The following is a 17,187-nucleotide window of genomic DNA, read 5'->3' on the forward strand; positions in this document are numbered from 1 at the left end:
CAGGGGGAGAGCAGAGAGTCCGGTCAGCGGGCGAGACCCGACTCCCAGGCCCAGGCCGCTATCTCGACACGGTTGCGGACACCAAGTTTGCTCTGGATGTTGGTGAGATGGGTCTTCACCGTGCCCGCGCTGATGTGCAGGGCGGCGGCGATCTCCATGTTGGTGTGCCCGCGGGAGAGGACGGCGGCGACCTCGGTCTCGCGCTGGGACAGGGGTGAGGGACGGGTCGGGGCGGCAGCGGCGGCGGGGCGGGCGAACTGCTGGAGCAGGCGGACGGTGATGGAGGGGCTGATGAGGGCCTCGCCGGAGGCGGCGGAACGGACGGCCTCGGCCAGCAGGCGAGGACCCGCATCCTTGAGGAGGAAGCCGCAGGCACCGTGGTGCAGGGCCTGGTGGACGTACTCGTCGTCGTCGAAGGTCGTCACCATGACGACCTTCGGGGTGTGCGCGGCCCCGGGGCGGTGCAGGTGCCGCAGCGCCTCGATGCCGTTCAGCCGCGGCATGCGGATGTCCATGAGGACGACGTCGGGGCGGTGCCGGTCGGCCTGCTGGATCGCGGCAACCCCGTCGGCGGCCTGAGCGACGACCTCGATGTCGTCCTCGACCGCCAGGATCATGGCCATGCCGGTGCGGACGATCGTCTGGTCGTCCGCGAGAAGGACACGGATGGTCATCGAAGCACCTGCCGTCGAGGGAGAGGGAGTTCGAGTTCGACGTGCCAGTCGGCCTCGGGGCCGGGTCCCGCGCTCAGTGTGCCCCCGGCGGCGTCGGTGACCTCGCGCAGGCCACGCAGTCCGTAGCCGGTGCCGCCGGAAGGGCGGTGGTGTCCGTCGTTGGTGATCCGCGCCGTCACCCGACGGCGGGAGACGTCCAGGTGCACCTGCGCGGTGGTGCAGTCGCGGGCGTGCTTGCGGATGTTCGTCAGTGCCTCCATGACCACGCGTTCCACGAGGTGGGCGGCGTCCGCGGGAAGGCTCCCGGCCGAGCCGGTCTCGGTGAAGTCGACCCGGGCCCCGGGCAGCCGGCAGTCGGCGACGATAGCGCGGACGGCGTCCGTTCCCGGTGCCCGTGTGCCCGGGACGGTGTCCTCGCGCAGGGCGCCGACCATCTTGCGCATGGCGGTCAGCGCCTCCGCTCCGGTGGTCTCGATCAGTTCGAGGGCGTCGCCCACTGCCTGGGGTTTCCTGACCACGACGGCACGGGCCCCCTGCGCCTGGACCACGATGCCCGATATGTGATGGGCGACGAAATCGTGCAGGTCGCGGGCGAAGCTGAGGCGCTGTTCGAGTCTGATCTGGTCCTCGCGCTGCCGGCGGGAGGCGACGACCAGACGGACCGTGAGGCCGGAAGCCAGGGCACCGCTGGCCACCAGCGTCAGGACGAGCGCGACGATGCTGCTGACCTCGTCCACCTCGATCACCAGCGGGCGCAGGATGAGGGCGGTCATGAGCAGCGGCAGGGCGACGGCGGTGCCGGCCGGAGAACCCCGCCGCGCCGTCACGTGCAGCAGCACCATCAGGGCGGTCGGCTCGAACAGAGTGTAGGTGTCGGAAGCCTGGTCCAGGCTCGAGCCGCTGCCCGCCGCCACGCGCAGCCCGACCGAGCAGGCCAGCGACACCAGGGCCACGCCGCACGCCGCCCACGCCAGCACCGCGGGGAGCAGCCTGATCCCCACAGCCGGAAAGGTGAGGGCCGCCGCCGCGGCCGTCGACAGGAACAGCAGGATCCCGATGCCCTGGCGCTCGAGGGCGCCGGTGTCGACGTCGATCAGCAGGGCCGCCCCGAGGAAGCAGAACAGCAGGGCGCCGCCGACGAGCCGGCCGACAGCCGCAGTGCGCGGTGATCTGAGCATGGTGAGCACCCTAGCCGCGCTCGCCGCCGGGTCCTCTCTGCCGAAAGTCGTAGCCATCCGCCGAGGAATGGATCTTTCGGGAGATCCGCCGGACCTGGTCCCGGAAGGAAGCTGAATGACGTCAGCGCCGCTCACCCCGACCGAAGGATCACCCCTCATGAACATCCAATTCCAGGTGGACTCCGCACCCGTTCTCGGCCCCCTGCTCGTCCTGTTCGCGACCGGCACCGTCGTCCAGGTGCGGCGCGGTGCGTGGGACAGGCGCCGCGCCCTGCTGCAGCTGGCCGCCGCCGTCTACGTCGCCGCCGTGCTGTCCCTGACGATCTTCCCGCTGAACATGGTGTGGGGAGATTACGCCAACCAGGCCTCCTGGATCAGCCAGATCAACTTCATCCCGCTGCTCACCGCGGACATCACCATGGTCCCCAACGTCATCATGATGGTGCCGGCCGGCTTCCTGCTGCCCCTGGTGTTCCGGCACGCCACCTCAGCGTCGCGGGCGACCCTGATGACGGCGGCGGCCAGCCTGGCCGTGGAAGCCGCCCAACTGCTGTCGTACCTCGTCCTGAACAACGGCCGTGCCGTGGACGTCAACGACCTTCTCGCCAACACGCTCGGTGGACTCATCGGCTACGCCCTGGTGGTCCTCGCCCTGCGCGCGCCGGCTCTGCGCCGGCCTCTCCTCGCGGCCTCGCTGCCCCGCTCCGCGGCGCGGCAGGACGACCGCCGACGGACCGTGACCGTCGACGGGCCCCGGCCGGCCCCGATCGCGGCCCCTGTCGTCCGTCCCTGACCCCGCCTGCTGCCGAACACCCGTAACCATCGATCGAGTAGGAAACCGCTCACGATGAACCGCCGTCTGCGCAACGCTCTCGTCGTCACCGCCGCCGTCACCGCCGGCTTCCTGACGACCGCCTGTGAGGAGGACACGACCGGAGCCTTTCCCTCGCCCAGCGGAGTCCAGGACAAGACCTCCACCGACAGCGGCGACGGCGGTTCGAAGCCGAACGTGAACTCGGACTCGGCCTCGGGCTCCGGCGCGGACTCCGGCTCCAGCCGAGCCACCGGCACCGACTCCGTTTCAGGCTCCTCCACGGAGGCCGGGGACAAGTCCGGCTACGGCCAGTCCTGCGGCACCAACGATCTGCTCTGAAACGCCAAGGAGATGACCCAGGCCGGCGGCCACTACCGGATCAGCGTCAAGGCCAAGCCGGGCATCACCTGCGTCCTGCCCGGCGGCCTGCCCGTCATCGCCTTCGGCTCGGGCGGCACGCAGGCCGGTCCCGCCGAGCAGTCGCCGGCGACGAGATCACCCTCTCCGGCGGCAAGACGGTGTACACCGGTGTCAGCCCGAAGAGCACCAGCGACGACGGCGGCACCGAGTACAGCACAGCGAGCGCCACCTGCTTGTACGGGGCTTGTACGGGCGTTGTACGGTCCGCGGTCATCAGGAAGAACCCGGTCCGGCTCATCGACGATCTGCGAAAGGAGCTGACCGACTCCGACCGGATGGTGGTCAACGACGTCGGTGTCCGCACCATGCTTCTTCGCAACTACCGTGAAGGGCTGCGCACTTCGGCATGGGGATGGATCGATGACGCGATCGCTTTCAGCAATCCGTGGGGATTCGAACCCGCGGAGATCACCGGTCCGGTCATGCTCTGGCACGGAGAGAAGGACGTCTTCTCCCCGGTGGGCCATTCACGCTGGCTGGCCGGCCGTATCCCGAACTCCACCGTTGTGGTGGACCCGGCCGCCGCGCACTTCGACGCGCTGCATGCCTTGCCTCGAGTTCTCAACTGGCTGCTCGAGTCGGCCTCCGGGTAGGACCGGGTGAGAGGTGATGAGAGGTGAGGGGGCGCCCGGCGACCGCTGGGCGCCCCCTCGTCTCATACCTGCATCGGCTCCAGTTCGCGCTCGAACCGAAGCTCGTCGCGGGCGATGCGCGTCATCGGGTGGCTGTCCCCCAGTTGCCGGGACAGCTCTTCCACCGTCTCCACCCGCAGCCGCATCGCCTCGTTCTTGCGGCCCATCGCGTCGAGCGTGACCGCGATGTTCGCCATCATGGCCAGGGTCTCGGGGTGCTGCGGCCCCAGCACCCGCCTCAGCTGCCCGGACACCTTCCGCTCGGTCTCCAGCACAATATCGAGATCACCCTGCTCCGCTGTCGCGTTGGCCAGGTTCATCACGCAGAAGAGGGTGTTGGGGTGCTCGGGCCCGTACACCTCCCGCATCAGCGCGACCACCCGCGTCAGCACCCGCACCGACTCCTCCGACGCACCGGCTCCCAACTGGTAGACGCCGAGGTTGTTCAGCGCTGCCAGGGTGTACGGGTGCTTCTCCCCCGGCACCTTCACATACTGGTCGACGACATCCTGGGCGGTGTCCCTGGTAGCGGCCGGCTCACCGGCCGCGTACAGGTCCGCCGCCAGGTTGAGATCACACGCCAGCGACTCCGGGTTGGCGGAGGTGTACTTCGCCCGGTAGCGGGCCCGGGTCGCCACCGTGAGCCTGCGGGCGTCCTCCAGTCTGCCCGCCCGGCGCAGCGAGACCGCCAGACTCTTCGCCGCGCTGAGCGTGCCGGGGAAGGTCCGACCGAGTGTGGCCTTGTAGCTGTCGTAGGTGCGGCTGAGAATGCCGACCGAGTCCTCGTACCGCCCGACGTCACGCAGGTCGCGGGCCAGGTTCATGGCCGAGGAGAGGCTGTACGGGTGTTCCTCGCCGAGCACCTCCCGGCGCCGGTCGAAGACGTCCTGGTCGATCTCGCGGGCCTTGGCGTACTGCCCGATGGACCGCAGGGTGAACGCCAGGTTGTTGGCCGCGGCCAGGGCCCTGGGGTGCGAGTCGTGGAAGATCTGGTTGAACCCGTCGGTGGCCTCGGTCGCCAGCTCGATCGCCCTGGTGTACTCGCCGAGCGTACCGAGGTCGGTCGCCAGGCTGCTGGTGCTCATGTACGTGTGCGGGTGCTCCGGGCCCAGCACTTCGCGCTGGGTCGCCAGGGTGATCTCGTCGAGTTCCATGGCCTCCACGTAACGGCCGCGCGAACGGTAGATGTTGGAGAGGTGGAAGCAGAGGTAGAGGTACTGGATGTCCCGCTCCCCCAGCGTCTCGCGCCAGATCTCGCGCAGCTCCTCGCAGAGCGTGGTGGCGGTCCTGAAGTCACCGCGCTTCCAGAGGTAGCGGACCCGGTCGATCAGCAGCCTGCGGGCCTCGGGCTCCTTGCAGTTACGCGCGTCGGACGGGCCGAGGTGCGGCCATATCGTCGCGAACTGGGGCCAGTTGGCCGGGTTGTCGATGGGCTCGTCGTCATCGGGCCTGGCGCCCGCCAGGATGCGGTGGACGGCGTGCCTGGCGTCCTTCTTCTCCTCCTCGCTGAGCTGTGCGCGGATGACGGCCTGGACGAGCCGGTGCACCTGGATGGAGTTGGAGACCTGGTCGACCTTGGCGAGGGCGTACCGGCCGATCTCCCGGATGACCCGGCCCAGCACCAGCTTCTCCTGGAGCGAGGCGTCGTACGGCTTCAGCGCCTCGATCATCTCCTTGCTGTACAGCAGGCTCCCCGAGATCGGCTCGGGGGCGAAGAAGGCGCAGAGCTGGAGCAGCCGCACCGCGGCGGGCGAGCGCTCCTTGAGGCGTTCGATGGAGATGTTCCAGGTCGCGGCGACCGGTTCGGGGTATCCGACCGGCTGGTTGAGCGCCAGGACATCCGGGGCCTGCTGGGCCAGCTGTTCCAGATAGGTGTCGATCGGGGTGGCGGTCTCCGCGATCCAGGCCGCGGCCTGCTCGACGGCGAGCGGCAGGTCCCCCACCGCGGTGGCCACCTGGGCGGCGTCCTCGTCGCTCAGCCCCGGCGCCCGGCGCTGGAGGTGTTCGATGGACTCCTCCCGCAGGAAGACGTCGACGGGCAGTGCGTCGCCGTGCTGGGACCAGGCCTGGTTGCGGGAGGTGACCAGGATGTGCCCGGAGCCGCCCTGCGGGAAGTAGCGCCGGAGCCGTTCCGGGTCGTCGGCGTTGTCGAAGACCAGCAGCCAGCGGTCCGACGGCACCCCGCGCCGCAGCAGGTCGACCGCCTCCTGTGAGGCGGCCGCCATGTCGTCGCCGCACTGGGCACCGAGCCGGACGGCGAGTTCGGCGAGACCGGCGACCACGTCGTCGGTCTGCTCGGACGATATCCACCACACCAGGTCGTAGTCGGCCATGAACCGGTGCACGTACTCCAGGGCGACCTGGGTCTTGCCGACGCCGCCGAGCCCGTACAGCGTCTGCGGCTGCGGCAGTACGACGGCCATGCCGCCGCCGAGCTGGTCACGCATCCGTTCCAGGACCAGCGAGCGGCCGGTGAATCCGGGGTTGCGCGGCGGTGCGTTCCAGATCCGCGGGACGGTTCCGGGGAAGCGCGGTCCGGGCGAGACCCCGTCGGTGATCTGTACGGGCCGGTCCAGCGCCCGTAACAGGGCGGCGGTGGCGTGCACCTCGTCGAGCCGGAAGAGGTCGACGGGGTTGCGGTCGATGTAGGCCGCCGACAGCCGTACGTCACCGACTCTGAGCGGCAGCAGATGGCGCCGCCCACCGCCCGGGTCCTCGGCGACGGCCCGGTCCCAGAGGCTCACCGCGCGCTGCGACTTGAGGTAGGCGCTGGAGAGCAGCACCACGGTCCGGGCCGCGTTCTCGGCGGTGACGGCCTCGGGTTCCTGGGGCCCCCGCTCGGCGGACACATCGCGCGGCACGACCCGGAAGCCGGCCCGGGTGAGCGCGGACTCGAGCGGTTCCACGGGACGACCATCGTCACCCAGGGGCGGTTCTCCGCGTCGAAGGCGGCGAGCCGGCGGCACCGCTCCTCGTCCTGGAGCGCCCAGCGGTCGACGAGCAGGATCTCGGGTGTGGTCGGGGGCTGTTTGCCTCCCGGATGGCCGGATTCCTCGTCGAAGGAGGCGACGGTGGCCTGGTAGTTGAGGGAGCGCACCAGGTCCTCGGCGATGTAGGCCAGGGGGCGTGCCGCCGCCGGGTGGTAGGGGTTCCAGTCCTGCGGCGTATCGCCGTAGTAGCCGACGTCCGCCCCTGAGGCAGGTCGTGGCGGGTGGGGGCCGCGATGGTGACCCGCATCGGGCGGGGGCCGCCCGTTCTACTGCCCGGCGTGCCGAAGGCGCTGGGCGCCAACCGGGAGTCGACAGCGCGGCCGGCGCCGATCCCGGCCGTGTCGGCGACGCTGACAATGCGTTTGGCGAGCTCGTACACCGCGCGTTCGTAGTCCTCGGCGAAGAGCCTGAGCTTGATCAGCCCGTAGAGCCCGTCGCTGACGTAGCGGTCCCCGAAGTCGCGGTGGTCGAACTGCAACCGCTCGGCCGGTCCGGGCAGCTGGCCGGGCGGGACCGGCACCCAGAGCGCCGGGACGATCGCCTCGCCCTGCTGTCCGGAACGGGCGCGTTGATGGATGGCCCGCTGGGCGAACGCGTACCACTCCTTGCCGCACGTCTCGTTGGCGAAGTAGCGCGGGGAGAACAGCGGGACGAACACGCGGCAGGTGGCGAGCGCCTCGCCCAGCCGCTCCGACCAGCCCTCGCCGGACCGTATCTCCCGGTCGATGGCCCCTGCGGGAGCGCCCGCCGGGAGGTCGGTCATCGCCATCACATGGCCGCACAGGTCCCGGAACAGCGGCTCGACCCACATGTCGGGGTCCGCGCCGCCACCGCCGTATGCCGGAGTGCGGGCATAGCTCAGGAAGAAGTACGGCCGACGGTCCGCTGCCCGCTGCCGCGTCGCGTACACACGCCCCCGTCCTGTGTGAGCTCCCGCACCCGAGAGGTAAAGAGTATGGCCCCCAACGAGGTTGACCGGGGCGGGGCTTCACCGATGTACTCCCCTGCATGCCGAGCACGCATGCCCATGAGTCGACCGATTCGCACCCTTTCCCGGCCAGCCCCGTGACCACGGTCCAGGACTACCTGGACGGCAGGCTGTCGCAGTATCAGACGTGGTACGACCGGAAGGCGGTCAAGACCAAGGCCATGCATCTGCGGATGCGGACACTGTCCGTCGTCGGAGGCGCCCTGGTCCCCGTTTTAGTCAATATCGATCTGCCGGCCTCGAAACTCATCGCCACGGTCCTGAGCCTGATCGTGGTCGGCTCCGTCTCGCTGGAGAGCGTGTACCGCTATCGCGAGCAGTGGAAGAACTACCGGTCCACCGAGCAGCTCCTCGGGCACGAGCGGATCTACTTCCAGACCAAGGTGGGGCCGTACTCCGGACTCCCGAAGGGTGAGGCGTTCACCATGCTGGTCGCCCGGGTCGAGCGCGCGATCGCCAACGAGAACTCGGCGACCCTGAATGTGATGACCCTGGGCGGTCAGGTGAACGCCGACGTCCAGACCCCGCAAATGCCGGAGTCGCGCCAGGAGTTGCGTACGGGGACCGCCGGAGAGACCTCGGCACCCGAGTGACCGTTCGCCCCGCACGACGACGCCGGCCCCCGGGACCTTGTTATCGGTCCCGGGGGCCGGCCTGGCACCTGTCGGTCAGTACACGCTGACGCCGTACGCGCTGAGCGCTTCGGTGACCGGCTGGAAGAACGTCGTACCACCGGAGGTGCAGTTGCCACTGCCGCCCGAGGTGAGACCGATCGCCTTGGAGCCCGAGTAGAGCGGACCACCGGAGTCACCGGGCTCCGCACACACGTTGGTCTGGATCATCCCGTACACGATCTCGCCGTTGCCGTAGTTGACCGTGGCGTTGAGCGCGGAGACCTTGCCGCTGTGGATGCCGGTGGTGGAGCCCCGGCGGGTGACGGACATCCCGACCGTGGCATTGGCCGCGCCGGTGATGTCGACACTGCCCACGGTGCCCTCGTGGGAGACCGCGGCGTTGTCGTAGCGCACCAGGCCGTAGTCGTTGGTCGGGAAGCTGGAACCGACCGTCCGGCCGATGCTCGTGGTGCCCGAGGAGTTGGTGTACCAGGGAGGGTTGCCGTCGGTGCAGTGACCGGCGGTCAGGAAGTAGTACGTACTGCCGCTGCGGACGTTGAATCCGAGGGAGCAGCGCCAGCCGGGTGCGTAGATGGCGTCACCGCCGGAGAGCAGCTTGCTGAACTTTCCGGGGGTGCGCTTGATTTGAAGGGCTCCCGCGTTGGCGCCCGCGGAGTCCTTGATCTGCTGGATCTCCGCCGCGGAGACCGAACTGTCGGCCGTGACCACGACCTTCTTGGTCGCGGGGTCGACGGTCCAGGCCGTGCCGGCCACGTCGGCGCCGAGAACGGCGTCGCTGGCGGCGGAGAGCTGGTTCGCGCTGTACGTTCCGGCGGAACTGGCCTGTGCGCTGGGGACGGCGAGCGCGGCGACCGCTACGAGACCTGCGGCAATGGCAACAGCCCTGCTTCGTCTCGCGGTACCGCTGAGGGGGGTGGTGCGCTTGATCCTCACTTGTCATTCCTCCGGAGGGGGGTTGGGGGTCCGCCCGTGGGGTGGCCGGACCCGTGAGGCGCAGTCAGTCGCACGGCAGCAAGCTGTCCGCATTGCGAACATGCCGTGCTCCTGACAAGCGCTGCTCGGGAGTATTCAAGGCGTCAACTTCTCGCGCAAGAGGGCCTTCACCCCTGAACTTCTCGCGCAGGGGGGTCTTCACCCCCTGAACTTCCCGCCGCACGCATGCGTCCGGCCCCGGCGGATGACGCATTTACCGGGGCCGGAAGTCGACGAGCGGAGGCGGTCGTTCAGCCGTCGATCCGGCTGCGCTCCCCCGCCTCGACGGCGACGGGGAGGGTGTTGCCGGGCGGGGGGAAGGGGCAGATGAAGTGGTCCGCGAAGGCGCAGGGCGGCAGCAGTGCACGGTTGAGGTCGACCGTCACCGTGCCGTCGGCGGCCGGGGCGGCGGGCCGCAGGAACCGGAAGCGGTAGCTGCTGTTCCCGCTGGTCGCGTCGGCGAAGACCGCCCAGAGCGAGCCGTCGTGCTCCACGGCGACCTGGAGCGTGTGCTCGACGCCGTCCAGCTCGAAGGCGATCTCCCCGCCGAGGCCGAGTCCGCGCTCGACACCGTCGGCGTTCTCGACCCGGACGGTGCGGGAGGTGTCGTACGGGCGGAAGGTGCCGGGCAGCGCCCAGCGCGGGTCGTACGGCGTGGCCTCGATCGTGCGGAAGGCCCGCCGCGCCGCGGAGTCCGGGTCGAAGTCCCTTACCGCCCAGAGACCTTCGCGGCTCAGCACGACCAGCCGCCGCTCGCCGTGGGCGACCCGGGACCCGCCGATCGGACCGCGGTCGGCGCCGAGCCGGACCTGTCCGGTGAACGGCTTCCCGTCGACGGTCAGCCCGTCCTCGGGGCCGGCGGTGAGCTCCAGCTCGTCGCCGTCCTCCCGCCAGTGCCCCACAACGGCCGGAATTCGCCCTTCCGGGTAGTCGGAGAGCCAGTGCGTGCCGGTGAGGGAGAGCGGCCCGTGCGGTGCCGAGACCGTGGCGACGCGCTCCTCGTGCCAGTGGTCCCACTCCCGCGCTGCCTGCTGCTGTGCGTCCGTGCTCATGGGGTCAACCTTTCCATACGGGCTCCGCGAGCCCGAGGTGCGACCGGAGTGTGGCTCCGGTGTAGGCGGAGCGGAAGACCCCGCGTTCCTGGAGGAGCGGGACGACACCGTCGACGAATTCGTCGAGGCCGCCCGGGGTGAGATGCGGTACGAGAATGAACCCGTCGGCGGCTCCGGTGGCGACGAATTCGGTCAGCTCCGCCGCGACGGTCCGCGGGCTGCCGACGAACGACTGCCGGCCGCTCGCCTCGATGACCGTCTGCCGGATGGAGAGCCCCTTCTCCCGGGACAGCGCACGCCAGCGGGCCGCGACCGCAAGCGGGTCACCGTGCCGGACCCGGCCCTGGACCAGCGCCGAATCGGGAACCGGGTCACTCTCCGGGAGCGGCCCGTCCGGATCGTACGAGGAGAGGTCCCGGCCCCAGACCTGCTCCAGGGCCAGCATCGCGTTCTGCGGCGAGATCTGCTGGAGACGGATCCCGGCCGCCTTCTCCCGCGCCTCGGCGTCGGTGTCGCCGAGCACGAAGCCGACACCGGGCATGATCTTCAGCTCGTCGGGCTCCCGGCCGTATCTCGCCAGCCGTGCCTTGACGTCGGCATAGAAGGTGCGGCCCGCCCCCGGGGTGCCGTGCCGGGTGAAGATGACGTCCGCGGCCGACGCGGCGAACTCGCGGCCCTCCGGTGAGTCCCCGGCCTGGATGACGACGGGATGGCCCTGCGGGGAGCGCGGGACGCCGAACTCGCCCTCGATCCGGAAGTGCTCGCCCCGGTGGGCAACGGGACGCGGAACGCCGTCAGCGGTCCAGGAGTCCCACAGCTCACGGGCGGTGGCGACGAACTCGGCGGCGCGGGTGTACCTGTCGGCCCGGTCCAGGTAGCCACCGCGGCGGAAGTTCTCACCGGTGAAGGCGTCCGACGAGGTGACGACGTTCCAGGCGGCCCGGCCGGCGCTGAGATGGTCGAGGGTGGCGAGCCTGCGGGCCAGTTCGTAGGGCTCGTTGAAGGTGGCGTTGACGGTGGCGGCGAGGCCGAGCCGGTCGGTGACGGCGGCCAGCGCGTTGAGCACGGTGAGGGACTCGGGGCGGCCGACCACGTCCAGGTCGTGGATCAGCCCGTTGTGCTCACGCAGGCGCAGCCCCTCGGCGAGGAAGAAGAAGTCGAACAGGCCGCGTTCGGCCGTGCGCGCCAGATGCTCGAAGGAGGAGAAGTCGATCTGGCTGCGGGACCGGGGGTCCGCCCAGACGGTGGTGTTGTTCACACCCGGGAAGTGTGCGGCGAGATGCATCTGCTTCGGGGCGGTCGTCATGCCCGTTCTCCTTCGGGGAAACGGTCCGGGGCGTACCGGTTGGCCGGGCGGGACAGGCCCAGGTGCTCGCGGAGCGTGCCGCCGGGGTGGAAGGTGCGGAAGAGACTGCGGTGCTGGAGCAGGGTCACCGTGCCGTTGACGATCCGTTCGAGATCGCGTTCGGGGGTGATCGGCGTGAGGTGGAAGCCGTCGACGGCCCCGGCGCGGTGCCACTGGGTGATCAGATCGGCGAGGTCGACCGGGCCGCCCCGGTAGTACGTGCCGTGCGCGGCGAGCGGCGGCCCGCTCGCCGGCCAGAGTTCCGGGGCGGTTTCCGCGCCACCGAGGTCGACGGTGAGCGCGGCGAGCACCCGGAGGGTGTCGGGGTCGCGCCCGTGGGCCACGGCGCGGCGACGCACATCGTCCCGGATCCCGGCGGTCCGCTCGGACGTGGTGGCCCGTACGAGCACGACGTCGGCATGGCGGGCGGCGGTCTCCCTGGCCGGGTCCGTCGTGCCGTCCACGACGACGACCGGGCGGCCCTGCGGGGGCCGGGGCACGATGGCCGGTCCGCGCACACTGAAAGTGGCGCCCTCGAAGTCGACGTAGTGCAGTTTGCCGCGGTCGATGAAGCGTCCGGTGGCGGTGTCGCGGATCTCGGCGTCGTCCTCCCAGCTGTCCCAGAGCCGCGCACCGGCGTCCGCCACCTCGCCGGCCTCGCGCCACAGCTCGGCGGCGGGTGCGGCCGGGCGGCGGCCGAACAGCCGGGCCTCGGCCCCGGTCGTCGACACATCCACCTGCCAGCCCGCCCGGCCACGGCTCACCCAGTCCAGGGTGGCCACGGCGGACGACACGTGGAACGGCTCGGTGTGCGTGGTGGTGACCGTCGGCACGAGCCCGATCCGGCGCGTGGCGGGCGCCGCCCGGGAGAGGACGGAGAGCGCGTCGGGCCCCGGCCGGGCGAACGAGTCGCCGAGGGTGACGAAGTCGAGGGCGCCGCGCTCGGCGAGTTGGGCCAGTCCGGTGTAGCGCGCGGCGTCGTAGTGGGGCGGGCCGCCGATCTCGGCGGCCAGGTGGAGGGGGCGGATCGGAGGCATGACGGGCCCTTTCGGGACGGTTCGGGCTCGGGTTCGGAAGTTCGGGATCGGGAGTTCGGGTTCGCGGTCGGGGGCGGGGTCGCGGTCGCGGTCGCGGTCGCGGTCGGGGGCGGGGTCGCGGTCGGGGGCGGGGTCGCGGTCGGGGTCGCGGTCGCGGTCGGGGTCGCGGTCGCGGTCGCGGTCGCGGTCGGGGTCGCGGTCGGGGTCGCGGTCGCGGTCGGGTTCGGGTCACGGGACCTTCCGGATCCGGGGGTACGGGACCCTCCGCATCCGGCGGGGATACGAGGCCCTCCGGGTTCGGGTCACGGGAGTCCTCGGTCGCGGGTCACAGGACCTTGGAGAGGAAGGAAGGTGAGGGCGGCGCGCGCGGTGGCGTCGTTCTGCCGGAAGGCCGGGCCGCCGGTGCGGGGCCGGGTGAAGGCGCCGCGCGCGGGCCGTGGTGCTCGGGCCGAGCGCGAAGCGGCGCGGGTGCGGGTGTCCTTCGCGGTCCAGGATCCGGCCGTCGCCGGGGTCGACCGTGAGCAGCCCGGTGGCGGTGGCGCCGGCTCCGTCCGCGTGCAGTGTCCGGAGCAGGGTGCTGCGGGTGCGTTCCGGTGAGGGGTCCGGCAGCCGGGCCTCGACGAGGGCGCGGGCCTCGATCCGTTCCCCGGGCACGGTGGCGCTGCGGGCCCGGAAGACGCCCTGCCGTTCGTCGGCCTCGACCGTCGTCCCGGCGCCGAGGAAACGGACGACGCCGGCCCGGAAGAGCACGAGCAGCAGCCGGGGACCCGGCGGGCCGGAGGCGAGGTAGCTGAAGACGCCGTGCCACCAGCGCCCGATGTCACCGAACCGGACCAACTGGCCGTAGGCGGAGAGCAGTCCGAGGAAGACGGCGAGGTCCTCGCTGTGCCCGGGATCGTGCCGGCGGTCGAGGTCGGCGGCGATGTAGTCGCGCGTCGCCTCCTGGAGGGCGTCGAACGAGGGGTGGCGCACCCCGTCCAGCGGGCGGTCGAGTGCCTCGATGTCCAGCCGGTCGGCGGGGTCGGGGACGGCTGCGGCGATCCGGGCACGCGGATCGGCACTGCCCGGCTCGGCGGCCGCGTACTTCTCCTCGAAGGCGGTCCGGTCGGCGGTGGTGCGTTCGGGGTGGGCGGTGAAGAGCCGGCGGTAGTGGGCATACCCGAGCTCTTTGTCGACATGTGGCCAGATGTCGCGGCGGAAGTCGTGTGGATCTGAAGAGCCAGACGTACCCCCAGCCGACCGCCTGGAGGACGCGGTTCGCGGAGAGTCCCAGGACGGCGAGCAGCGTCCCGAGCGCGAAGCCGAGCACCATGACGAGCGCGGTGAGCCAGAGGGTGAGCCAGAGGGTGAGCCAGAGGCCGCGCGGCACCGCCGTGGTCATGAAGTAGTCGCCGGCGACGTCCCACTGGAAGGCGTCGTTGCGGATGACGGAGTTCAGCGCGAGGGCCGACAGGGGCAGTACGGCGACGGCCGCTGTCCACTGGCCGGTGCGGCGTACCGGGACGATGCGCGGCCGGTCGGCGTCGTTGTCGTTGAGGGGCGGGGCCGGAAACGCCGGCGGGCGGGTGTCTGTCTGGGTGGACATGCGAGGGCTCCGTGGATGCGACGATCGAACACGGGGCGTGCCCTCGGCACGAACACGACAGCTTGGAACACGACAGCTCGGAGTGCGAGGCGGACCGGGCCCCTCAGCTCGGTCCGCCTCCGAGGTAAGCGCTGTTCGCAACGGGATGTCAAGCCTGTCCACACTGTGAGCCGTACGCACAGGGCCAGTTGACGGACCACCGGATGCCTGTTCCACTTGAGCCATGCATTCGCAGAAGTGGCTGGTCAAGCGCTCCCACATCGACTTCGGTCGCGTGTGGTCCTGTTCCTGTTGAGCTGACCCCCTGCGTCTCCCGCACTTCCTCCTCGCTCTTTTCTCCTCGCGCTCTCCTCGCGCCGTGACCGGCGCCTGAGCGTTTCTCCCTGCGTGCCCTCGCGTACGCGACAGCGCATCACCCTCCCCTCACGCTGAGCCCTCCGACGTCGCAGCGCGCCTTCCTCCGCCCCGGCCGTGGGCTGCCCGGCGCTGCCCAGCGCCCGTCCACGGCCGCCGAAACCGGAGAACCTCTCTGATGACCCGTACCCGGCACACCGCTGCCTTCGCGCTGATCACCGCGGCCGCGCTGACTCTCACCGCGTGCGGTTCCGGCGATCCGGCGGTCACCCCGCCGGCGCGGCCGGTCCCGTGGCCAAGGGCGCGGTCCCCACGGCCGACGTCGTGTCAGGGGTGAAGCGGAACAGGGCCGCGGCCGACCTGCTGCCCGCCGCCGTCCGCTCCTCCGGAACCCTGGACATCGCCGCCGCCGTCGGCAGCCCGCCCAGCGCCACCTGTCTGGCGGACGGTACGACCCTGGCCGGTACCGACATCGACTTCGCGGACGCCGTGGCCGGGGTGCTCGGCCTGAAGCCGAGGCGGGAGGTCGCCGCGTTCGAAGCGATCCTGCCCGCGCTCGGCAGCGGGAAGTACGACGTGGGCACCGGCAACTTCGGGGTCACCGACGAGCGCCGCCGCGCGATCGACTTCGTCACCTACCTCAACGACGGGCAGGACTTCGCGGTCCGTGACGACAGCGAGCTGAGGAAGGTCACCGATCTGACCCAGCTCTGCGGGCTGACGCTGGGCACCGCCGCGGGCACCACGTTCGAGGTGACACCGGAGGACGACAGGCACCGGTGCTCCGATGCCGGCAAGAAGCCGTACGAGGTGAAGACGTACTCCGACCTGGCCGCGATCTGGAGCTCGCTCCAGCAGGGCCGGACCGACGTGGTGATGTCGACCATCAATGGGCTGCGGTACGCCGTGAAGCAGCAGGAGGGCGTGCGCTTCCTCAACGAGTTCAAGCGGCTCGACGTCGGCTTCGCGTTCAAGAAGGGCACTCCGCTGGCGCCCGCCTTCAGGGCCGCCGTCAACAGCCTCATGGCGGACGGCACCTACGACCGGATCCTGAAGAAGTGGGGCATCGACGCCTCCGCGGTCACGACCTCGCAGATCTCGCCGCCCGAAATCAGGTGACGCGAACTCAGCAGCCGCAGTCGCATCCACAGTCGCAGCAGTCACAGCCGTCACAACAATCGCCACAGTTGGAGCAGCCATCGCAGCAGTCACCGCAGTCGCACTGGCTGCACAGCCCCTCACGGCGCTGACGGCTCCACGGATCGTCGAAGGTGCCGCAGCACATCTGGCAGGTGCAGGCCAGACCCGCCCACACCAGGCACCCCGCTATGAGCCCGCGCCGGTCGCGCGGGGGCTCCGGCGGCGGCTGCGGCGGACCGAAGGGGGCCCCCGGCCCCGAGGGGGCGTACGGGTTGCCCGGCGGCGGCCCGAACGTCCTCGTGTGCCGCCCTCCTGACGGATGGTCGGCTGTTCCTGGACTCGTCAGTCCCTCGGCCATCAGGCCCCCCGACTGATGGGAACAGACGTCCGTGGCGAAGGCGCGGTCGACCGAGCGCCGCAGTTCGTGCGCCAGCAGCACATGTGCCAGTTTGCCGTCGGCGAACTCCGCGTCGCGCAGCGCCAGCCGTACGCCGCGCAGCGCGTCGTCGCACAGCCGCCTGGCCTCGGTGCGCGAGGTGCCGGTCGCGGTGAGCGGGTTCCAGGCACCCGACGCCGCGTCAGCTTCCTGGTCCTCCACGGCATCCAGCAGATGCGCGAGGCGCCCGAAGAGCCGGCCGGCCTCGGCCAGCGGCGCGGCGTTCCGCGGCTTGCCCGCGAGTACGGCGGTGTGCGCGAAGGCCGCGGCGGTGGCCGTCTCGGTGGGCTCGGTGACCGTCAGCAGCGGGGTACCCGGTCCCGCGAGCAGCTCGATGCCGGTCTGCCGGTCCACGGCGTCGACGAGCAGCGCCGTGTCGAAGCCGAGCTGTGCGCCGGTACGCGCCCCGGCACGGTCCCAGCCCGCCGCCACCCTGCGGGCCGCGGCGGCCACCGGGCGCCGCTTCAACAGGCCGTCCCGGTCGGCGACGTGGTCCCGCACCTTCGCCGAGGCCAGCACCAGGGAGACGGCTGCCGCCAGCCTGGCGCCCTCGCCCCGCGCGACCGGCGCGGTCCGCATGGCGCGCAGCGGGCACGGGCCCGCCGTGCGGCGCTGTGCGGGGGTGCGCTCGGTCTGAGCCTCCGTCAGGACGGAGACGATCAGGCCGTCATAGTTCGTGACGATCCGGGCGAACTGCCCGTGGTCGGACCGGAGTGCCAGACAGAGCCCGCACAGATGGGCCATCCACTCGGCCTTGAGCCCCTCCGAGAGCCGGTGGGTGCAGGGCCTGACGATTCCGAACACGACGATCCCCCAGGAGTCGTTCAGCTGTGCGCCACAGTCGGACGAGTGCGCGGTGCGCATCGTACCGAGCGTCCCGTTCACCCGTACGTCCCCCATGTCACCCGTACGGACTGGACGGTCATATTTTCTTT

General features: G+C 71.0%; 10 protein-coding genes and 7 pseudogenes. 5 read left to right on the forward strand and 12 right to left on the reverse strand.

The genetic code is table 11. The annotated features are described in order from the left end of the window. Nucleotides 1–23: 23 nt before the first annotated feature. Both FHX80_RS02735 and FHX80_RS02740 read right to left on the reverse strand, forming a co-directional pair. Complete coding sequence (locus tag FHX80_RS02735; RefSeq protein WP_145762638.1) at nt 24–674, reverse strand: response regulator transcription factor; 651 nt, start codon at nt 672–674, stop codon at nt 24–26. Next, a complete protein-coding gene (locus tag FHX80_RS02740; RefSeq protein ID WP_167523352.1) occupies nt 671–1,852 on the reverse strand; it encodes a sensor histidine kinase in 1,182 nt (393 codons plus the stop codon). Before FHX80_RS02740 ends, FHX80_RS02735 begins: the two co-directional genes overlap by 4 nt. 157 nt (nt 1,853–2,009) lie before the next feature. Between FHX80_RS02740 and FHX80_RS02745 the strand changes: the two genes are divergently transcribed. The 3 genes and pseudogenes from FHX80_RS02745 to FHX80_RS02755 all read left to right on the forward strand — a co-directional run. Then, a complete protein-coding gene (locus tag FHX80_RS02745; RefSeq protein ID WP_145762640.1) occupies nt 2,010–2,645 on the forward strand; it encodes a VanZ family protein in 636 nt (211 codons plus the stop codon). A 54-nt stretch (nt 2,646–2,699) separates the two neighbouring features. Then, entirely contained in the window at nt 2,700–3,005 is a 306-nt protein-coding gene (locus FHX80_RS02750; protein WP_145762641.1) for a hypothetical protein, read from the forward strand. A 275-nt stretch (nt 3,006–3,280) separates the two neighbouring features. Next, nucleotides 3,281–3,679, forward strand: a pseudogene (locus tag FHX80_RS02755) (alpha/beta fold hydrolase); the annotation flags it as partial. A gap of 62 nt (nt 3,680–3,741) precedes the next feature. Here FHX80_RS02755 and fxsT read toward each other — a convergent pair. The 3 pseudogenes from fxsT to FHX80_RS35400 form a co-directional block, all read right to left on the reverse strand. Further along, nucleotides 3,742–6,662 (reverse strand): annotated as a pseudogene (fxsT, locus tag FHX80_RS02760) (FxSxx-COOH system tetratricopeptide repeat protein); the annotation flags it as partial. Nucleotides 6,663–6,665: 3 nt separating this feature from the next. Next, nucleotides 6,666–6,845: pseudogene (gene fsxC, locus FHX80_RS35395) on the reverse strand (FxsC protein); the annotation flags it as partial. Nucleotides 6,846–7,108: 263 nt separating this feature from the next. Then, nucleotides 7,109–7,618 (reverse strand): annotated as a pseudogene (locus FHX80_RS35400) (TIR-like protein FxsC); the annotation flags it as partial. Nucleotides 7,619–7,716: 98 nt separating this feature from the next. Between FHX80_RS35400 and FHX80_RS02770 the strand changes: the two are divergent. Next, a complete protein-coding gene (locus FHX80_RS02770; RefSeq protein ID WP_145762642.1) occupies nt 7,717–8,289 on the forward strand; it encodes a DUF4231 domain-containing protein in 573 nt (190 codons plus the stop codon). A 75-nt stretch (nt 8,290–8,364) separates the two neighbouring features. On the opposite strand, the gene FHX80_RS02775 is transcribed toward FHX80_RS02770, so the two are convergent. From FHX80_RS02775 to FHX80_RS35405, 6 genes and pseudogenes are all read right to left on the reverse strand, one after another. Further along, nucleotides 8,365–9,264 carry a S1 family peptidase gene (locus FHX80_RS02775; protein WP_145762643.1) on the reverse strand — a complete coding sequence of 300 codons (900 nt, stop codon included), beginning with the start codon at nt 9,262–9,264 and terminating at the stop codon, nt 8,365–8,367. A gap of 290 nt (nt 9,265–9,554) precedes the next feature. Then, nucleotides 9,555–10,355, reverse strand: a complete 801-nt coding sequence (locus FHX80_RS02780; protein ID WP_145762644.1) for a DUF1684 domain-containing protein — start codon at nt 10,353–10,355, stop codon at nt 9,555–9,557. A 4-nt stretch (nt 10,356–10,359) separates the two neighbouring features. Next, nucleotides 10,360–11,640, reverse strand: a complete 1,281-nt coding sequence (locus FHX80_RS02785; RefSeq protein ID WP_375881936.1) for an NtaA/DmoA family FMN-dependent monooxygenase — start codon at nt 11,638–11,640, stop codon at nt 10,360–10,362. Nucleotides 11,641–11,657: 17 nt separating this feature from the next. Beyond that, the gene (locus FHX80_RS02790; protein ID WP_145762646.1) at nt 11,658–12,737 is read right to left on the reverse strand and encodes an LLM class flavin-dependent oxidoreductase; all 1,080 of its coding nucleotides are present in this window, start codon (nt 12,735–12,737) and stop codon (nt 11,658–11,660) included. Nucleotides 12,738–13,039: 302 nt separating this feature from the next. Then, nucleotides 13,040–13,946 (reverse strand): annotated as a pseudogene (locus FHX80_RS02800) (FAD/NAD(P)-binding protein); the annotation flags it as partial. Further along, nucleotides 13,942–14,322: pseudogene (locus tag FHX80_RS35405) on the reverse strand (amino acid ABC transporter permease); the annotation flags it as partial. The pseudogenes FHX80_RS35405 and FHX80_RS02800, both read right to left, overlap by 5 nt. A 532-nt stretch (nt 14,323–14,854) precedes the next feature. Here FHX80_RS35405 and FHX80_RS02810 point away from each other — a divergent pair. After that, a pseudogene (locus tag FHX80_RS02810) lies at nt 14,855–15,795 on the forward strand (ABC transporter substrate-binding protein). A gap of 7 nt (nt 15,796–15,802) precedes the next feature. Here the strand turns inward: FHX80_RS02810 and FHX80_RS02815 are convergent. Then, nucleotides 15,803–17,056 carry a DUF5685 family protein gene (locus FHX80_RS02815; protein ID WP_208764763.1) on the reverse strand — a complete coding sequence of 418 codons (1,254 nt, stop codon included), beginning with the start codon at nt 17,054–17,056 and terminating at the stop codon, nt 15,803–15,805. Between the last annotated feature and the right edge of the window lie 131 nt (nt 17,057–17,187).

Source organism: Streptomyces brevispora (assembly GCF_007829885.1).
In the GTDB taxonomy this organism is placed as follows: Bacteria; Actinomycetota; Actinomycetes; order Streptomycetales; family Streptomycetaceae; genus Streptomyces; species Streptomyces brevispora.